This is a genomic window from Corynebacterium sp. 21KM1197 (genome assembly GCF_033783015.1).
Classification (GTDB): domain Bacteria; phylum Actinomycetota; class Actinomycetes; order Mycobacteriales; family Mycobacteriaceae; genus Corynebacterium.
Genome location: NZ_CP123907.1, coordinates 2,133,181 through 2,150,203, shown reverse-complemented (window position 1 = coordinate 2,150,203; position 17,023 = coordinate 2,133,181). Strand labels below are relative to the sequence as shown.

Genomic DNA, 17,023 nt, shown 5'->3' with positions numbered 1-17,023 from the left:
TTACTTATGGATTAAGGAGTGAGATTATCACGGGGGTGGGACTGGAGGGCGGTGATGTGTTTTATATCATTTTATAGGTTTTATCCTGGGCATGGAACCAATCCAGGGCATCGAGAATGCCTTTGCGCCAACATGCGTAGTCATGACCGCCTTGATACTCGCGGCTGTGCCACGCTCCTGGCGCAAGGCGCTGCGCGAGGAGGTGGGCAAAGCGTCGGTTTTCCGCACGGAGGAACCCCTCGTACGCGCCAACCTCGTGAAAAACGCGCACGCGGGGGTCAATCTCTGCGTCCCAGGCGGCAAGTTCTGCATAGGAGCGATCGGGCCACCAGAAAGAGGCGGATTGTACTACTGCGTTGGGAACAAGATCCGGGCGGCGGCGCACCACGCCCGCCGCCGCGAACCCGCCCAGGGAGCCCCCGGCGATGATGCGTTGGGAGGAGTCGGCAAGCGGGGGAGAGAATCGCGCTGCCCAGGGGAGGAGTTCCTTTTCTATAAAGGAATCCAATGCCGGGCCAGCGGTGAGAACGCGGTCTCTATTGCTGCTGCTGGCGGGGCCGAAAAAGAGAACCGAGGTGGCCGGGTGCTCGGGAGTGCGGAGACGGGGAAGAAGTGGGGTGCGGTTGAGATACTCCTCCGCGTCCGTCATGAGCAAGAGGGTGGCATGCGGTGAGGGGTCTGGGCTGAGCCAGGCGCGAACCTCGACGTCTAGGGCGGCGGAATGCCAGCGGGACTGGTGGAGAGGATTGGTGATGTCCGGAAACCCAGCGGCTGGCTGTAACTCGGTAAATGCTTCCATGTTGGGGACTGGGACGAGCGGAACGGCGGAATCGAGGGCGGTGCGCCAGGTTGCTCGCTCATGGCCGATGGCGGGGTCAAGGGGATCGCAGAGAATAATCCCGGCGCTGGTATGGAGGTGAGCCGGGATATACCAAGAACCCACATGCCACTCACCGTGCCGTTCAAGGGCGAACTCCGTTACGCGTTCGCGGTTCATGTGAGTGAGCGCGTTGAGGTAAAGCACCGCCGTTTCCGTGGGGGAGTGAACGGGCCGGGCCACCGTGAGACGCACGAGCTCGGGATCGGTGGGGTGGGGTGTGATCTCGGGGCGGAGATAGATCCGGTGCAGGCGTTCGGTATCGGAGAGAAGTGCGGTGTCGATGGGAGCGCGCGGGGGAATGGGTGGTAGAAACTCGGGTGTTTGTGGCATGGTCGCGTGGGCGAGCCTTGCCGTGGGGGTATCGGCGGGGTGAGTTTTCATGTGGCCAGGTTAGCCTCATGCAGGTTGATTACTTGGGTATTCATTACACGGATGCCTGACTGGGGTGTGGGGGAGAAGATGGATTGGGATCTGATTATTCGGGTGGGTCAGCTCGCTATCGCCGTTGCGGGTTTCGTGGGGGTCATGGCTACGGTTCGGCAGAAGGCTATGAGCGATCGTCGTTCCGAGTGGTGGCGGCGCTATGCCTGGGCGATGGAGCAGGTCAATGCGGAGCATGTGGTTGCTCGTGAGGCCGGGTGGACTGTGCTCACCGCGTTGTCCGAGGGTAGGCTTGCCACAAGAACGGAGCGGGGGCTGATCTGGGATCAGGCCTCGTTGATGAAGTGGAGGGGCAATGTCGGAAGAAACGATGGATGACGTTGGGGAGCGCCGGGTTCTGCGGGCCCGGGCGCGGGCGGCCATCGCGGCGGGGGAGAGCCTGGGTAAGGATATTCCCGATTATTACTATGAGATGGCGGAATTGCCCATTCCTAAAAAGAAACCCCGAAGAAAAATGTCCGATATATTATTTGGTTCCCGCCGCCGCTAAAAGCGGCAGGAACCAAATACCACCCCGCTTAAACCGCAGGAATCTTCATCTCCGCGAGGTCATTGCCCTGAGCATCGTCAAGGTCAATGTCCCATTCCAGCCTGCCGTCCTCCTCGTCCAGGGAGAGGCTGTCGATCACGGCGTCCGGGTGCTGGTCAAGGGCCTGCTGGGCGGCGTCGGCGGCGGTCACGGTGGCGGCCTGGGCCTCGGCAATGTCCTCGGCGTCGTCCTCGCTCTCGCGCTCCACCTCGGTGACGTTGCCCTTGGCGTCTACCGTCAGTTCCAGGTGCTCCTGGCCCACCACCAGGTCGATCTCGTAGGAGTCACGATCCCGGTCGAGGTCGGTGATGATGCCGTCCGGGTGAGCGGCAAGGGCGTCCTGAATGGCGGCCAGGGCGCCATCGGTGCTCACGGCTCCGGCCTTGGTGTCATCATCGTCGGAATCGGACGCAGCGGCGGTGGCCGCGGCAGAGGAGGCCGCCGGGGCCTCCTCGGTAACGGTGACGATCTCGGTGGTGATGGGGTTATCGTCGTCGCTGCTGCACGCAACAAGGGTGAGCGTCAGTGCGGCGGTGGGAATGAGCGCCAGGCGGCGGTTCATAACGGGGCTCCTATCGTGTTCAGGGTCAAGGAGCCCCAGCCTACCTTAACGCTCGATGTGGCCCGCCGAGGTAGGAATACCAAAGCGGTGCATGGTCACCGATACCGCCTGCTCCAGCAGGAAGGGCAGCAGCTCGCGGCGACCATCGGCCACCACGGCGTGATCGAGGACCACGGACTGCGACTTCGCTGCCGCCACGTACAACTCCGGGTCCACCTCGCCCAGGGTGCGCACCCGTACCGAGGAGGCGCGGGCGATGCCGCGCGCATAGGCTTCGTCGCTGGCCACCCGCACCTCGGCACCGGCGCGGCGCAGTTCCTCGGCCAGGTCGCTGGTGGTGGAGATGTCCAGCGCCACGCCGGTGACGGCGGAGGCCAGGAGCAGGCGCACGACGTCGCGCAGCGCATACCCCGCGCCCACACGCAGGCGCAGCGGTTCGAGGAGGCGTCGATAGCGGAAGATATTGGCCTCGGAAACCAGCCCGGTGGGATCGTGCTGCACGCCGAACTCCTCGCGCCAGGCCACCGCGTCCAACTCGGCGGCGCGCCACAACCAGGCGCGATCGGACTCGGAGAGATCGTCGAAGCGATCCAGGAGGGAGACCACGGCGGGGGAGACGCTGACGTTGCGGGCGAGCAGCGGGGTATCGGGATCAGCCCAGGTACCGAACTGCGCCACGTAGTTGGGGCCACCGGCCTTGGCACCCGGGCCTACCACGGAGTTCTTCCAGCCGCCAAAGGGCTGGCGCTGCACGATCGCGCCGGTGATACCGCGATTGACGTAGGCGTTGCCCACCTCCACGTGCTCCATCCAGTACGCGATCTCATCGTCGTCCAGGGAGTGAATACCGCCGGTGAGGCCAAAGCCGGTGGAGTTCTGCCACTCCACGGCCTGCTCCAGTGTCTCGGCGTGCATGATACCCAGCACGGGGCCAAAGCACTCGTGGGTGTGGTACCAGGAGCCGGGCTGGACGTTATCGCGGATACCGGGGGACCACAGCAGCCCCTCCTCGTCGAGCTGACGCGGCTTGACCAGCCAGGTCTCGCCCGGTTCCAGCTGAGTGAGGCCCCGGCGCAGCTTCTCGCTCGGCGGCTCGATCAGGCCGTTCATGGTGGTGGAAATATCCGTGCCCGGCCCCACCTGGAGCGTCTCCACCGCGTCTACCAATTGCCCGAGGAAGCGCTGGGAGCGGCCCTGCGGCCCCACCAGGATTACTAGCGACGCCGCCGAGCACTTCTGCCCGGAGTGCTTGAACGCGGACTGGTACAGGTCCGCCACCGCGAGGTCGGGATCGGCCGAGGGGGTGACGATGATGGCATTCTTGCCGGAGGTCTCCGCCGAGATTGCCATGCGGGGGTTCCAGGAGCGGAAGAGGGCGGCGGTATCGGAGGCACCCGTGAGAATCACCTGATCCACCGTCTTGTGGCTGATCAGGGCCTTGCCCGCCGCGCCCTCGTCGGTGCGCAGCAGTTGCACCAGGTCGGGGTCCTGGCCTGCGGCTTCGAGGCCGCGTCGGATGGCGGCCACCGCCACCTCGGAGCAGCGCACCACCTGGGGCGCGGGCTTGATGATCACGGCGGAACCCGCTGCCAGGGCGGAGAGCATACCGCCCACCGGGATCGCCACCGGGAAGTTCCACGGCGGCACCACCACGGTGACCTTGTGCGGGGTGAATACCCCGGCGTAATCGTCTAGGGCGGCGGCGCTGTGCCCGTAGAACGCGGCGAAGTCGATGGCCTCGGAGATCTCGGGATCGCACTGGTCGATGGTCTTGCGGGCCTCGTGCGTCATGGTGGCCATGAGTTCCCCGCGGGCGTCGGCAAGCGAATCCGCAATGCGGTAGAGCACCTCGGCGCGCTCCTTGCCCGGCAGGGCACCCCAGGGCTGAGCCAGCTCGGAGGCGCGGGCCACGGCCTCGTCCACCTGCGCGGGGTCGGTGATTTCCTCGGCCTGGATCGGCTCCGCGCCCAGTTCCAGGGCGGTCAGCGCCCACTCGCGGTTGGCCTGCAAGGCGGGATCGGTGTCCGGTTCATTGACAAAGCGCCCGATCTTGGGGGCCTGGGTGCCGCTTTCCTCCAGGCGGTTCTGCGTGCGACGCTCCCCGGCGAAGGTGCTCCACCGCTCCGCCACGGCGCGGCGGAAGCGCTGCTCCTGGGAACCCATCGGGGTGAGGTGATCGGGGCCCTCCACCTCGGGGGCAAAGAGGGAGTAGAGGAAGTTCTGCTTCTCGCTGTTCTCCTCCAGGCGGCGCACCAGGTAACTGATGGCCACGTCAAAGTCCTCCGCGTGCACCACGGGGGTGTAGAGGATCAGATCGCCAAAGACCTTGCGTACCGCGCGGGACTGCGCGGGGGCCATGCCCTGCAACATCTCCGCGTCGAGCTGCTGCTCCACGCCGCGCGCGGCGGCCAGTTCCCAGGCCAGGGCCAGGGTGTAGAGGTTGTGGCTGGCCACGCCGATGCGGATGGCGTCCGCGTACTCCGGTTGCAGCACGTAATCGAGCAGACGCAGATAGTTGGCGTCCACCTCGTCCTTGGTGCGGTAGGGGGCCTGCTTCCAGCCGTGGGACTCCGCCGCCACCCGCTCCATGGAGAGGTTGGCGCCCTTGACCAGGCGCACCTTGATGGGGGCACCGCCCTCGGCCTTGCGCTTCAGCGCGAACTCGGTGAGTTCCTCCAGCGCGGCGAGGGTATCAGGCAGGTAGGCCTGAAGCACGATTCCGGCCTCCAGGCTCTTGAACTCCTCCTCGCTGATGAGTTCCGTGAACAGGCGGATCGTGAGGTGGAGATCGTGGTACTCCTCCATGTCCAGGTTGATAAAGACCTTGCTGCTGCGGGCCTGGGCCTCCTGGTACAGCGGCCGCAGGCGATCCTTGAGGCGCACCACCGAACCTTCGAAGTCCCAGTGGTTGAGCTGCGCGCACAGGCTCGATGCCTTGACCGACACGTAGGTCACGCGCGGGTTGCGGATCAGCTGGCGGGTGCGCTCCGCGCGGGCCTTGGCCTCCTTTTCACCCAGCACCGCCTCGCCCAGCAGGTTGAGGTTGAGCTGGGTGCCCTGCGCGGAGGCCTTGTCCAGCAGACCATTGAGAGCATCGCCCTCGGCGTCCAGCACCAGGTGGCCCACCAATTGACGCATGCGGGCGCGGGCCACGGGCATGACCACGCCGGGCAGCGCGTAACTAGCCAGGGCGCCCAGGCCCATCATGGCCTTGTTTATCGGGCCGAGGAAGTCGGGGATCTCTCCCAGGCTGCGTAGGCTCGCGGCGGCCACCTTATTATCCTCGGGGCGGGCCACCCGATCCACGAACTCCATGGTGAAGCGCACACCCTCCGGGTCGCGCACCATGTCCGCCAACTGCTCGGTGGCGCGGGTCTCCTTGCGGGAGGATTCCGCGTCCGTCTGATTCAGCCATTCCTTGGCCCTGCGCAGGGCCTGGGGCACCACTGCCTCCACATCGGAGGAGTTGGCGGGAACGGGCAGTTGGGGCAGCTCAGCGATGCTCACTGTCATAATCCTTTCTTATGTAATAAGGCGCAATGCCTAGGGAAGCGGGGCGAAGGTCGGAATGAGGGAGAAGAGATCCTTGGGATCATCGGGGTCGGCCACCAGGTCGAGCTTGGCCTCCAGCTCCGTACCGGCGACGGAATCGCGCAGGTAGCGCAGGGCGGCAAAGTCATTGATGGCAAAGCCCACCGAATCAAAGAGGGTGATCTGCTCGGCGGAGGTGCGGCCCTCGCGCTTGCCCGCGATAACCTCCCACATCTCGATCACGGGGAAGTCCTCCGGCATCTGTTGAATCTCGCCCTCGATGCGGGTCTGCTCGGGGAACTCCACGAATACGTCGGCCTTGTTCAGGATCGCGGCCTCCAGCTCGGTCTTGCCGGGGCAATCCCCGCCCACGGCGTTGAGGTGTACGCCGGGGGCCACGTGCTCGTTGCTGAGGATCGTGTTCTGGGCCTTGTCCGCGGTGCAGGTGGTGATCACATCGGCACCCGCCACGGCATCGCTCACCGAGGTGGCCTTGTGAATCTTAAAGCCCAGGGGCTCGATGTTGCGCGCGAACTTCTCCACGGCCGCCGGGTCAATATCGTAGATACGGATCTCCTCGATCCCCAGGGCCGCGCGCATGCCCAGGGCCTGGAACTCGGACTGGCTGCCCGCGCCGATCATGGCCATCACGGAGGAATCCTTGCGTGCCAGGTGGCGGGCCACCATGCCGGAGACGGCCGCCGTGCGCAGGGCGGTGAGCAGGGTCATCTCCGCGAGGAAGGTGGGATAGCCATTATCGACGTCCGCCAGCATGCCGAAGGCGGCTACCGTCTGGAAACCACGGGCAGGGTTGGAGGGGTGCCCATTGACGTACTTGAAAGCGTACTCCTCGCCGTCGGAGGTGGGCATAAGTTCGATCACGCCGAGGGGAGTGTGGCTGGCCACGCGGGGGATCTTGTCAAAGCGCTGCCAGCGGGCGTAATCGCGCTCCAGGTAATCCATCATGCCGCTGATGATGTTCTCCACGCCCTCGCGCTGGATCCAGTCCGTCATCGCCTTCACATCGACGAAACCCGTCATAAAAAACAGTGCTCCTTAAAGCTACTAGGAAAATGAATAGTTACTTCTTGCTGCCGCTTACTCTGCGCCAGGTCAGGGCGCGCCGGGCCCCTGCTGGCGATCGTGCGCATGCTCTTGCAGTTCCACCTTGCGCTGCTCCTGGCGGGCGTCGAGAGCCGCCATGATCCGGCCTCGGTTTACCCGCCAGCCCAGCGCCAAGATCGGGAAGAACATCAGAGACACGATGAGCGTCCAGGTACCCACCGGGTAATCGAAGGCCATCAACAAGATCACGCTGGCCAGGAACGCCAGGGTGAGATAGTTGGTGAACGGGGCCAGGTGGGCCTGGTAGCCGGGGCGCTGATAAATGCCCTTTTTGGCCAGGGAAACGAACTTCATGTGGGAGAGCGTGATCGCGGCCCAGCTCGCCATCGTGCCCAGGGCGGCAAGGTTGAGCACGATCTCAAAGGTCTGCTCCGGCACCACGTAATTCAGGCCCACACCCGCCAGTGCTACCACCGTGGTGAGCAGAATGCCACCATAGGGGACGCCGGAGCGGGTGAGCTTGGCGGCAAAGCGCGGCGCGGAACCCGCCAGAGCCAGAGAATGCATGATGCGACCCGTGGAATACAACCCCGCGTTCAGCGAGGACAGCGCCGCCGTGATCACGATGAGCTGCATGATCGGGGCCGCTACGTCCACACCGATGGAGGCGAAGAACGTGACAAAGGGCGACTCCCCCGCAGAGTATTCGGTATAAGGCAGCAGCAGGCACAGCAGCAATACCGAGCCGAAATAGAACACCGCGATGCGCAGGATCACCAGGTTAATGGCCTTGGGGATCTCCTTGCGGGGGTTCTTGGCCTCACCGGAGGTGGTACCCACCAGCTCAATACCGGCGTAGGCAAACACCACGCCCTGCACCACGATCAGCGCCGGAAGCAGGCCGTTGGGGAATATCCCGCCGCCCTCGGAAAGCAGGTGAATGCCCGTGGGCTGGCCGCTGGGGCTACCGAAGATCACGAAGAAGATACCGATGATGAGGAAGAAGATCAGCGCTCCGATCTTCACCGCGGAGAACCAAAACTCCAACTCGCCAAAGACCTTGACGGACACGAGGTTGAGTCCCAACACCCCGAGCACCACCACCAGGGCCAAGAGCCACTGGGGCAGACCGGCCACGAACTCGCTGTACTGGCCGAACCACTTGATATAGATGGCGATGGCGGTGCCATCGGCCACGGCCGTCATGGCCCAGTTGAACCAGTACATCCAGCCCGCCGTGTAGGCGGCTTTTTCCCCGAAGAACTCGCGGGCATAGGACACGAAGGAACCCGAGGTGGGGCGATACACGATCAACTCACCCAGGGAACGCAGGATCAGATACCCGAAGAAACCACAGACCAGGTACAGCAGCGCCAGGGCGGGGCCGGCCTGCTCTAGCCGGGCACCCGTGCCCAAAAAGAGGCCGGTGCCGATGGCCGAGCCGATGGCGATCATCTGAAGCTGGCGGCGACTCAGCGACTTCTGCAAGCCGGTGTGCTCGTCCGGGTGGACGTGTCCCCGGCCGGGGTGCGTGGTGCCGCCGTGGGCTTCGCCGCCAGGAGGGGTGCCCTGTGGCTGTGAGTTCCGTTGTTCCGGTGGTGTCATGCGATGCCTTCCCTCACCATGAGTTAGCGATGGGTGCCGTGATGTGGCCCCCACCTGCTATGTGCTGTGCCATAGGGAGGAACCTATATGAGAGATCGCATACTGTGAACTCGATCCTGGGGTGCGGGAGGGGATGGGGAGGGTCACTATTGTTTCTTATTATTCATGGGTGAATACGGGGAACGGGGGTGACCTGGGTGAATATGGGGGTGGTGTGGGTTGATGTGGGCGTGTCAAGCCTGCTCGGTGTGTTATTTCTCTCCCTGAAAGTACCCCTAAAAGAGGGTGGGGAGGTGTTGGCTGGCGACGTTCCCTGGTGTGGTGGGTGCTGCCGTGCTGCGCGTCCCGTCGGTAGCCCCTCGCGTGCCGTCCTGTGGTCCTAGAGCGGTGCGGTGATCTGCGCAAAAGAAAAAGTTGAGCCGATCGGGAACAACTTTGGGAGGGTGTGCGTTGAGGGGGATGTAGGCTTGAGTGGGTTCGGCTCAATGGGATCTGTTAGTGTGGGTGCCGGAGTTGAGCCATTGACCCTCAAGTTCCCGTGGAGCGCCCTCGGTGGCGCGGTCGGGAGCAGGACAGGGCTAGGGCTCGGCCTGAAAAAGCAAAAGATATTCAACAGGAGGATGAGCAATGGGACGTGCAGTAGGAATTGATCTGGGGACCACCAACTCGGTGGTGTCTGTTTTGGAGGGCGGCGAGCCCACCGTTATCGCTAACTCCGAGGGTGCTCGCACCACGCCGTCGGTAGTGGCCTTTGCCAAGAACGGCGAGGTTCTGGTGGGGCAGTCCGCCAAGAACCAGGCCGTGACCAACGTTGATCGCACCATTCGCTCCGTTAAGCGCCACATCGGTGAGAATGACTGGAGCGTAGATATTGACGATAAGAAGTACACCCCGCAGGAGATTTCCGCTCGTACCCTGCAAAAGTTGAAGCGCGACGCTGAGGCCTACCTGGGCGAGGACGTCACGGACGCCGTGATTACTGTTCCCGCGTACTTCGAGGATGCTCAGCGCCAGGCCACCAAGGAGGCCGGGCAGATCGCGGGCCTGAACGTGCTGCGCATCGTGAACGAGCCCACCGCCGCCGCCCTGGCCTATGGCCTGGAGAAGAACGACGAGGAGCAGACCATTCTGGTGTTTGACCTCGGCGGTGGCACCTTCGACGTCTCCCTGCTGGAGATCGGCGATGGCGTGGTGGAGGTGCGCGCCACGGCGGGCGATAACCAGCTCGGTGGTGATGACTGGGATCAGCGCATTGTGGATTGGCTGGCCGATAAGTTCAAGAGCAGCAACGGCATTGACCTGACCAAGGACAAGATGGCCTTGCAGCGCCTGCGCGAGGCGGCGGAGAAGGCCAAGATCGAGCTTTCCTCCTCCCAGCAGGCCACCATCAACCTCCCGTACATCACCGTGGACGCGGAGAAGAACCCCCTCTTCCTGGACGAGACGCTCTCCCGCGCCGAGTTCCAGCGCATCACCCAGGACCTCCTGGATCGCACCAAGAAGCCCTTTAACCAGGTGCTCAAGGACGCCGACATGAAGGTATCGGACATCGACCAGGTGGTGTTGGTGGGTGGCTCCACCCGTATGCCCGCCGTGACGGACCTGGTGAAGGAACTTACCGGCGGCAAGGAGCCCAACAAGGGCGTGAACCCGGACGAGGTCGTGGCCGTGGGTGCGGCCTTGCAGGCCGGCGTGCTGCGCGGCGAGGTCAAGGACGTGCTGCTTCTCGACGTCACCCCGCTCTCCCTGGGCATTGAGACCAAGGGCGGCGTGATGACCAAACTCATCGAGCGAAACACCACGATCCCCACCAAGCGCTCTGAGACCTTCACCACCGCCGAGGACAACCAGCCCTCCGTGCAGATCCAGGTGTTCCAGGGTGAGCGCGAGATGGCCTCCGCCAATAAACTGCTCGGCTCCTTTGAACTGGGTGGTATCGCCCCGGCCCCGCGCGGTGTGCCGCAGATCGAGGTGACCTTTGACATCGACGCCAACGGCATCGTGCACGTGACCGCCAAGGATAAGGGCACCGGCAAGGAAAACACGATCACCATTCAGGATGGCTCCGGCCTGTCCCAGGAGGAGATCGACCGCATGGTCAAGGACGCCGAGGCCCACGCCGAGGAGGACAAGAAGCGCCGCGAGGAGCAGGAGACCCGCAACGCCGCCGAGTCCACCGCCTACCAGACCCGGAAGTTCCTGGAGGATAACTCCGATAAGGTCTCCGAGGAGATCAAGACCAAGGTCGAGGCCGCCGCCACCGAGGTGGAAGAGGCCCTGAAGGGCGATGACCTGGAGGCCATCAAGGCTGCCGTGGAGAAGCTCTCCACCGAGTCTCAGGAGATGGGCAAGGCCATCTACGAGGCCGAGGCAGCCAAGCAGGGTGCCGAGGGCACCGAGGGCGCTAACGACGACGTGGTGGACGCCGAGGTTGTGGACGAGGAGGGTGACAAGAAGTGACCCAGACTGAGGACCAGCCCGAGAATATCGAGGACATCGCCACCGAAAGCACCGAGGCCGTGGAGGACTCCGAGGCCACCGAGACTCCCGCAGAGGGCACCCCGGCCGCGGAAACCGGCCCCGAGGCCCAGGTGGAGGAACTCACCGAGGACCTCAAGCGGGTGACCGCGGAGTACGCGAACTATCGACGCCGCTCCACCCGCGAGCGCCAGGCCGCCGTGGACTCGGCTCGTGCCTCCGTGGTATCGAGCCTGCTGCCCATCGTGGACGATCTGGCCCTGGCCAAGCAGCACGGTGACCTGGAGGAGGGCCCGCTCAAGGCCTTTGCGGAGAAGTTCCGTTCCACCCTGGATTCCCTGGGGGTGACCGCCTTTGGGGAGCCCGGTGAGGCCTTTGACCCGGAGATCCACGAGGCCGTGCAGGATAGTTCCTCCGGTGATGAGAAGGTGTTGGGCACGGTTTTGCGCCAGGGCTACCGCCTGGGTGATAAGACCATACGTAACGCGATGGTGATGATTGCCGATCCCACCGCCGAGGCCGCTGAGGGATAAGGCGCAGAGATCCGAGGATCTATAGGGCACCGCTGTTCGTTTTACCCCGATCAGCGGTGCCCTTTTTAGTAGAGAATAATTTTTAGCAGAGCGAAAAATAAAGCATGAAGAGGGAAGGAGGGATGCCCAGTGGCGGAACGCGAATGGGCAGAAAAAAACTATTACGCGGATCTGGGGGTTACCTCGTCCGCGAGTCAGGAGGACATTAAAAAGGCGTATCGCAAGATCGCGCGCGAGAACCACCCGGATAAAAAGCCCGGTGATAAGGTGGCCGAGGAACGCTTTAAAAAGGCGGCCGAGGCCTATGACGTGGTGGGCGATGAGGCCAAACGCAAGGAGTATGACGATTTCCGTGCCATGATCCGCGGCGGTGGAATGGGAGGTACCGGCTTCCCCGGAGGGTTTCGCTCGTCCGGGACGACGGGGAACTTCCAGGCCTCCGACTTCTTTGGACAAAGCGGAGGTTATTCTCCAGAGGGCGGTCTTGGTGACATCTTCGGTAGCTTCTTTGGTCGCGGCGGGAATCCTCGCCAGTCAGCTCGGCCGACCAGGGGAGCAGACGTGGAAACGGACATCACGCTGGAATTCCGGGAGGCGGCGAAAGGGACCACCCTTCCCATTCAGCTAAGCGGCGAGGCCCCGTGTAATACCTGCCACGGCTCGGGTTCCAAGTCCGGGAATCCCACCACCTGTGAAAAGTGCCAGGGCTCCGGGTTTACCTCGGAGAATCGCGGTGCCTTTGGGTTCTCCGCCCCCTGTTCCGCCTGCGGCGGCACGGGCGAGATCATCGAGGACCCGTGTACCACCTGTTCCGGCAGCGGCACAGTGCACCGCACCCGCTCGATTACGGTGCGGATTCCCGCCGGCGTGGTAGATGGACAAAAGGTGCGCCTGGCGGGCCAGGGCGAGGCGGGCCCCAACGGCAAGCCCTCCGGTGATCTCTTTGTCACCGTCCACGTGCGGCCGGACTCGGTGTTCACCCGCTCGGGTGATGACCTGGAGGTCACCGTTCCGGTGTCCTTTGCGGAACTCGCTTTGGGCGACACGATCACGGTGCCCACGCTGGATTCCCCGGTGCGGGTGAAGGTGCCCGCCGGTACCCGCACCAATCGCACCCTGCGGGTGCGTGGACGAGGCATCAAGAAGGGCGATCTCTTGGTCACTGTGCAGGTCACCGTGCCCACCAATCTCGATGCCGCCGCCACGAGCGCTTTGCGCTCCTATGCGCAGGCGGAACGGGAATCCGGCTTCAACCCCCGCGAAGGTTGGGAAGGAGTGAAATAACATGGCTCGTGCGCAGCAAGCACCCACGCAGTCCCTTTCCCAGGGGCAGCCCACCGAGGAGGTCTTTGTGATCTCCGTGGCGGCGGAGCTTTCGGGTATGCACGCTCAGACCCTGCGCACCTATGACCGCCTAGGGCTGGTCACCCCGGCTCGCACCAGTGGTGGGGGCCGCCGGTATTCCCGCGCCGATGTGGCGATGTTGCGCCGTATTCAAAAGCTCAGCCAGGAGGACGGCGTAAACCTTGCGGGCATTAAGGCGATCATTGAACTCACCCGGGAGAACGAGGACCTCAAGGGAGAGGTAGCGCAGTTGCGGGCGGAAAATGAGCATATACGCCAGCATTCCTCGTCGCGTGGTGGGGAGTTGGTGCATGTGCCCCGCTCTACGGCGGTGGTGATGTGGACGCCGAACGCGCGGCGGGGTCGGCGGTAGCGGGGCGCACGTCAGGGAGAGCAGTATCAGGGGGAGCCGAGATCTCCCGCAGCGCCTGGAATACCAGGGGATCGTCCCAATAGGAGGAGTGATCCCCTGGTCCTGTGGGCCACACCTTAGCGCCAAAGCGCGTGGCGGTGGGGTCCACTCCGTGCACGCCACCGCGTCCGGTGGCGGTGAGGTCGATGAGGTCGCCGGTGGAGGTTAAGGCGTGAACGCTGCCAGGGCCGGAACCGCGTAAGTGGAACTTGGAGGCGTGATCGAGGGGAACACCGGGAGAACCCATGAGCACCACGGCGTCGGCCAAAAGCCCCGTGGTGGCGGCCTGCCCCACCACCACGGAGCCGTAACTATAGCCCAGCACCACGCGGCGCTGACGGGGATTGCGGGCGGTGAGATCGCGTTGAAAGCGCTGAAGTTCCTGGGCACCGGCCCGAGCCGGATCGGTGGCTATGGCCTGGGGGAGCGTGGCGGGGGCCTGATAGCCCAGCCAGGTAATAGCCGCGCCCCCGGTGGCGTGGGCGATGCTGCGTCCGCGCTCTAACTGGGCGGGCCAGGAGTGAGGATCGGAGGAACCCACACCGGCCACGAAGGTGGTCACGCTCTCTGCGGAATCAAGGTCACCAAAGACCACCGCGATGGTGTCCTTGCTCGCTTCCACAAAGCGCGCCTCCGGGTACCGCTGGGCGAGGTTGCGCCATTGCGGCTCCGCGAGGAGAGTGGCCTCATGAATGGCGTCGAGGGAGAGTTCCGGCATGGCACCCAGGCGGTGCAGGGGCGGGGCGGCCACGGGCGTGCACAACCGGGTGACCTCACGGGCGCAGTGCCAATCCAGCGCGGAACCCAGGGCGGCCACGGCGCGACCCAGCCCGGTGAGGAAGAGCGAATCCTCGCTGAGGGCGCGCAGGCGCTCTGCTATGCGTTCTATGTCTTTGTGCAGGGCGCTGGTGCGGCTTAGCACCCCGGCCACCTGTTCCATGCGGGCGGCCTCGGCCTCCCAGGGCGCGGTGGCGGTATCCAGGAGGTCGATACCCCGCAGGGCCGCTCCCCGGATACCGGAGTGACGCAGCGCGGTGTTCTCGGCTTTTTCCTGGGTGGCGGCCTCGCGGGCGTGCTGGGCCAGGAGCAGGGTGGACTGGGCGGCGTGGTCGAGGTCAGCGGAACGCAGCGGCGAGGAGGTCATCGGGGGCTCCCCTCGGGGTGCGCGAGGCGGGTGGACAGGTGACGATCGGTTTCCCGTGCGCGATCGCAATAACGGGAGAGATCGGCTAAAAGCGCCGCGCGATCCTGCGCGGCGAGCCGCAGGCTGTGTTCCCAGGAGGACGCGGCGGCGTGCAGCGCGGCGGCGGTGAGGGAGTGGCCACTCATGCGCGGGCCGGACTGGGGAAGATGGGTGCTGGCGGCCCGCAGCCGTTGGGCGAAGGAATCGGTGAGTAGTAGTTCTTCCATGCCTGCTAGTACAGCGCGGCGTCGATAGTAAAGGTAAGCGTGGCCGGGGAAGCCTGTGGATAAACGGGGGTTATCCACATAGCATGGCCCCATGCGCATTGCACTGGCTCAGATACATGCTACGGGTAACCCGGAGGAGAATCTCCGCACGGTAGAGGCCTATTCCCGGCGTGCCGCAGAGCGCGGAGCGCGCATGGTGATCTTCCCGGAGGCCACCTCGCAGGCCTTTGGCACCGGGAGGCTGGACACGCACGCGCAGGACTATGATGGCCCCTTTGCCACGGGGGTGAATGACGTGGCGCGGGAACTGGGCGTGGTGATCGTGGCGGGTATGTTCCGGCCCGCCGATCGCCTGGATAATGGGATCCAGCGGGTGTGGAATACCGCCCTCATCGCGGACGGCGGGGTGCCGCAGGGGTATGACAAGATCCATACCTACGATGCCTTTGACACCAAGGAATCGGAGACCGTCCGCCCCGGTCACGCGCCGGTGCTCTTTGCGGTTGAGGGGATAAAAATAGGCGTGGCCACCTGCTTTGACCTGCGCTTTCCTAGCCTCTTTCAGGATCTTGCTCGGCGGGGCGCGCAGGTGATCGCGGTGCCCACCTCCTGGGCCGATGGGCCGGGGAAACTCCACCAGTGGCGCACGCTGACCGCCGCGCGCGCCCTGGATACGGGGGCGTTTATCGCGGCGTCGGGAATGGTGCGCCCCGGCGGGGCGGAGGAGGCCGGGCAACCGAGCGGCCCCACCGGCATTGGTCATTCTGCGCTGGTCAATCCCTGGGGGGAGCGCCTTGAGGAGGCGGGATACGGGGAGGAATTGCTGGTGGCGGATATTGATCCCGCGCAGGTGGCGCGGGCGCGGCGCGAGATACCTATTCTCTAAGCCCCTCAGGTGGGGGAAATGGGCGGTGGCCCAAAAGGCCTCATTAGCGCGGTGCTTCGGCGCTGCGTCGCGGCCATGCCTCCAACTGAATGTGTTGCGCCCCCACGGCCCGCAGGGCCTCGGCGCTGTGTTGAGCGTTCTCCTCCGGGCCGGCGATGAGCACATCGTGATCGACCCAGGTGCCTCGGCTGGCGGCGAGCGCGCCGGGGGATTCGGCCGTGGCGATATAAATATCCGGCAGGGTGACCTGGGAATTAACCCACCAGGCGTCCTCGTGGTTGATGGCGCAGGGCACCACCGTGAGCCAGGAACTCGCCTGGGCCAAGGCCCACAGGCGGGGCAGTTCGTAGAGTTCCCCCGGATACTCCGCGCTGAGGAAGAGCGTGACCTGCGGCTGGTGCTCCCAGGTGAGCATGTCAAAGAGCAGGGAGCGCAGCGGTGCCCAGCCGGTGGAGTGGGCGATGAGCAGGACGTCACGCTTGCCGTCGATGGATAGCGTGCCGTCCGGTTGCCCGAACGTCCAGTGGTCGCCGATCTTGGACTTGGCCAGGCGCTGCGCGGAGGTATCGTCCTCACCCAGCACGTGGAACTCCACCTGGCCGAACTCCGAGGGAGGAGTGGCAGGGGACATGGGCAACCAGATGCCGGGCAGCATGGCGGTGGAGGTGAGCACGTGTTGCCCGGGGTTAAACGGAATGGCCAGGCCGGTATCCAGCGTGACCACGCTGATCCGCCTGCTCATGCGCTCCACGTTGATGACCTCGCCGGAATACGCCGGGGGTACGCCCTGCTCGTCCGCGTTGAGGGCCACGGCGGCCATCTCCACGCAGAGGCCCTCGATCAGGTGTTCCGCCTGCTGCGCCGCCACCGTGTACTGCTCGTTGGATACACGCAGCACCTCGCGTAGACCAAACTTGAGCGCCTGGGCAAAGGAGGCGTAGGCGATGGCGGGGAAGCCGTGGCGACGGTGATCCAGGCCCATCTGCTGCACGCGCAGCAGGGCCGCGGGGGAGAGCGCCGTGGGGGAGCTGTTTTCCAAAACCCATGCCACCGCCGGGGCGAGATCAAGGTGAGACTTGCTCATCTTGAGGGGGAAAACGGCGTGTGCCTCCAGGTGATCCACATAGAAACGACCGTGTGTGGCATCGCGGAAAGTGCCGGGATGTTCCCGGATCAGGTCTGCAATCTCAGCGAGCGTGGCGGCGGGCATGACACCTATACTAAGGCCCGAGGGGAAGTTTGTAGAGGGCAACCCATACCAAAGGTCGCCGCACGGGTGTGTACCTTCGTCTATGGGGGTAAGAAAAGCGGAGGAAAACAGGCAAAACGGACTATCGCTCCCTCGCC

General features: G+C 64.5%; 14 protein-coding genes and 1 pseudogene. 7 read left to right on the top strand and 8 right to left on the bottom strand.

Annotated elements, in window-relative coordinates; translation table 11 throughout:
* Window positions 1-61 precede the first annotated feature (61 nt).
* A complete protein-coding gene (locus tag OLW90_RS10435; RefSeq protein WP_319650028.1) occupies window positions 62-1,261 on the bottom strand; it encodes an alpha/beta hydrolase in 1,200 nt (399 codons plus the stop codon).
* 51 nt (window positions 1,262-1,312) lie between these two features.
* Here OLW90_RS10435 and OLW90_RS10430 point away from each other — a divergent pair, with 51 nt between their 5' ends.
* On the top strand, window positions 1,313-1,639 hold the full coding sequence (locus tag OLW90_RS10430) for a hypothetical protein (protein WP_319650027.1): 327 nt from the start codon (window positions 1,313-1,315) through the stop codon (window positions 1,637-1,639).
* Window positions 1,617-1,811: a hypothetical protein gene (locus tag OLW90_RS10425; RefSeq protein ID WP_319650026.1), complete on the top strand. Its 195-nt coding sequence runs from the start codon at window positions 1,617-1,619 to the stop codon at window positions 1,809-1,811. The genes OLW90_RS10430 and OLW90_RS10425 overlap by 23 nt, the downstream gene beginning before the upstream one ends.
* A gap of 28 nt (window positions 1,812-1,839) precedes the next feature.
* Here OLW90_RS10425 and OLW90_RS10420 read toward each other — a convergent pair whose 3' ends face one another.
* The 4 genes from OLW90_RS10420 to OLW90_RS10405 all read right to left on the bottom strand — a co-directional run bounded on the left by OLW90_RS10420 (window position 1,840) and on the right by OLW90_RS10405 (window position 8,613).
* Window positions 1,840-2,412, bottom strand: a complete 573-nt coding sequence (locus OLW90_RS10420; RefSeq protein WP_319650025.1) for a PepSY domain-containing protein — start codon at window positions 2,410-2,412, stop codon at window positions 1,840-1,842.
* 45 nt (window positions 2,413-2,457) lie between these two features.
* Window positions 2,458-5,925 carry a bifunctional proline dehydrogenase/L-glutamate gamma-semialdehyde dehydrogenase gene (locus OLW90_RS10415; protein WP_319650024.1) on the bottom strand — a complete coding sequence of 1,156 codons (3,468 nt, stop codon included), beginning with the start codon at window positions 5,923-5,925 and terminating at the stop codon, window positions 2,458-2,460.
* A gap of 30 nt (window positions 5,926-5,955) precedes the next feature.
* Window positions 5,956-6,984, bottom strand: coding sequence for an ornithine cyclodeaminase (locus tag OLW90_RS10410; protein ID WP_319650023.1), 1,029 nt, complete (start codon window positions 6,982-6,984; stop codon window positions 5,956-5,958).
* A 72-nt stretch (window positions 6,985-7,056) separates the two neighbouring features.
* Window positions 7,057-8,613 carry an amino acid permease gene (locus tag OLW90_RS10405; protein ID WP_319650022.1) on the bottom strand — a complete coding sequence of 519 codons (1,557 nt, stop codon included), beginning with the start codon at window positions 8,611-8,613 and terminating at the stop codon, window positions 7,057-7,059.
* A gap of 627 nt (window positions 8,614-9,240) precedes the next feature.
* Here OLW90_RS10405 and dnaK point away from each other — a divergent pair.
* The 4 genes and pseudogenes from dnaK to OLW90_RS10385 all read left to right on the top strand — a co-directional run bounded on the left by dnaK (window position 9,241) and on the right by OLW90_RS10385 (window position 13,341).
* Window positions 9,241-11,073, top strand: coding sequence for a molecular chaperone DnaK (gene dnaK / locus OLW90_RS10400; protein ID WP_319650021.1), 1,833 nt, complete (start codon window positions 9,241-9,243; stop codon window positions 11,071-11,073).
* 29 nt (window positions 11,074-11,102) lie between these two features.
* A pseudogene (gene grpE / locus OLW90_RS10395) lies at window positions 11,103-11,624 on the top strand (nucleotide exchange factor GrpE); the annotation flags it as partial.
* A 129-nt stretch (window positions 11,625-11,753) separates the two neighbouring features.
* The gene (gene dnaJ, locus OLW90_RS10390) at window positions 11,754-12,908 is read left to right on the top strand and encodes a molecular chaperone DnaJ (protein ID WP_319650019.1); all 1,155 of its coding nucleotides are present in this window, start codon (window positions 11,754-11,756) and stop codon (window positions 12,906-12,908) included.
* 1 nt (window position 12,909) lies between these two features.
* Window positions 12,910-13,341 (top strand): heat shock protein transcriptional repressor HspR, encoded by a 432-nt coding sequence (locus tag OLW90_RS10385; RefSeq protein WP_319650018.1) that lies wholly within the window; start codon window positions 12,910-12,912, stop codon window positions 13,339-13,341.
* Here OLW90_RS10385 and OLW90_RS10380 read toward each other — a convergent pair.
* On the bottom strand, window positions 13,292-14,524 hold the full coding sequence (locus OLW90_RS10380; RefSeq protein WP_319650017.1) for an alpha/beta hydrolase: 1,233 nt from the start codon (window positions 14,522-14,524) through the stop codon (window positions 13,292-13,294). The two genes, OLW90_RS10385 and OLW90_RS10380, sit on opposite strands and share 50 nt — an antisense overlap.
* On the bottom strand, window positions 14,521-14,790 hold the full coding sequence (locus OLW90_RS10375; RefSeq protein WP_319650016.1) for a hypothetical protein: 270 nt from the start codon (window positions 14,788-14,790) through the stop codon (window positions 14,521-14,523). The genes OLW90_RS10380 and OLW90_RS10375 overlap by 4 nt, the downstream gene beginning before the upstream one ends.
* 91 nt (window positions 14,791-14,881) lie before the next feature.
* Between OLW90_RS10375 and OLW90_RS10370 the strand changes: the two genes are divergently transcribed.
* Entirely contained in the window at window positions 14,882-15,676 is a 795-nt protein-coding gene (locus tag OLW90_RS10370) for a carbon-nitrogen hydrolase family protein (RefSeq protein WP_319650015.1), read from the top strand.
* A 43-nt stretch (window positions 15,677-15,719) separates the two neighbouring features.
* Here the strand turns inward: OLW90_RS10370 and OLW90_RS10365 are convergent, their stop codons facing one another.
* Window positions 15,720-16,886 carry a hypothetical protein gene (locus tag OLW90_RS10365; RefSeq protein ID WP_319650014.1) on the bottom strand — a complete coding sequence of 389 codons (1,167 nt, stop codon included), beginning with the start codon at window positions 16,884-16,886 and terminating at the stop codon, window positions 15,720-15,722.
* Between the last annotated feature and the right edge of the window lie 137 nt (window positions 16,887-17,023).

Excerpts from the sequence above, each read along its gene's own strand:
- OLW90_RS10435 (WP_319650028.1), bottom strand. The coding sequence starts at position 1,261 with ATGAAAACTCACCCCGCCGATACCCCCACGGCAAGGCTCGCCCACGCG.
- OLW90_RS10430 (WP_319650027.1), top strand. The coding sequence starts at position 1,313 with ATGCCTGACTGGGGTGTGGGGGAGAAGATGGATTGGGATCTGATTATT.
- OLW90_RS10425 (WP_319650026.1), top strand. The coding sequence starts at position 1,617 with ATGTCGGAAGAAACGATGGATGACGTTGGGGAGCGCCGGGTTCTGCGG.
- OLW90_RS10420 (WP_319650025.1), bottom strand. The coding sequence starts at position 2,412 with ATGAACCGCCGCCTGGCGCTCATTCCCACCGCCGCACTGACGCTCACC.
- OLW90_RS10415 (WP_319650024.1), bottom strand. The coding sequence starts at position 5,925 with ATGACAGTGAGCATCGCTGAGCTGCCCCAACTGCCCGTTCCCGCCAAC.
- OLW90_RS10410 (WP_319650023.1), bottom strand. The coding sequence starts at position 6,984 with ATGACGGGTTTCGTCGATGTGAAGGCGATGACGGACTGGATCCAGCGC.
- OLW90_RS10405 (WP_319650022.1), bottom strand. The coding sequence starts at position 8,613 with ATGACACCACCGGAACAACGGAACTCACAGCCACAGGGCACCCCTCCT.
- dnaK (WP_319650021.1), top strand. The coding sequence starts at position 9,241 with ATGGGACGTGCAGTAGGAATTGATCTGGGGACCACCAACTCGGTGGTG.
- OLW90_RS10385 (WP_319650018.1), top strand. The coding sequence starts at position 12,910 with ATGGCTCGTGCGCAGCAAGCACCCACGCAGTCCCTTTCCCAGGGGCAG.
- OLW90_RS10380 (WP_319650017.1), bottom strand. The coding sequence starts at position 14,524 with ATGACCTCCTCGCCGCTGCGTTCCGCTGACCTCGACCACGCCGCCCAG.
- OLW90_RS10375 (WP_319650016.1), bottom strand. The coding sequence starts at position 14,790 with ATGGAAGAACTACTACTCACCGATTCCTTCGCCCAACGGCTGCGGGCC.
- OLW90_RS10370 (WP_319650015.1), top strand. The coding sequence starts at position 14,882 with ATGCGCATTGCACTGGCTCAGATACATGCTACGGGTAACCCGGAGGAG.
- OLW90_RS10365 (WP_319650014.1), bottom strand. The coding sequence starts at position 16,886 with ATGCCCGCCGCCACGCTCGCTGAGATTGCAGACCTGATCCGGGAACAT.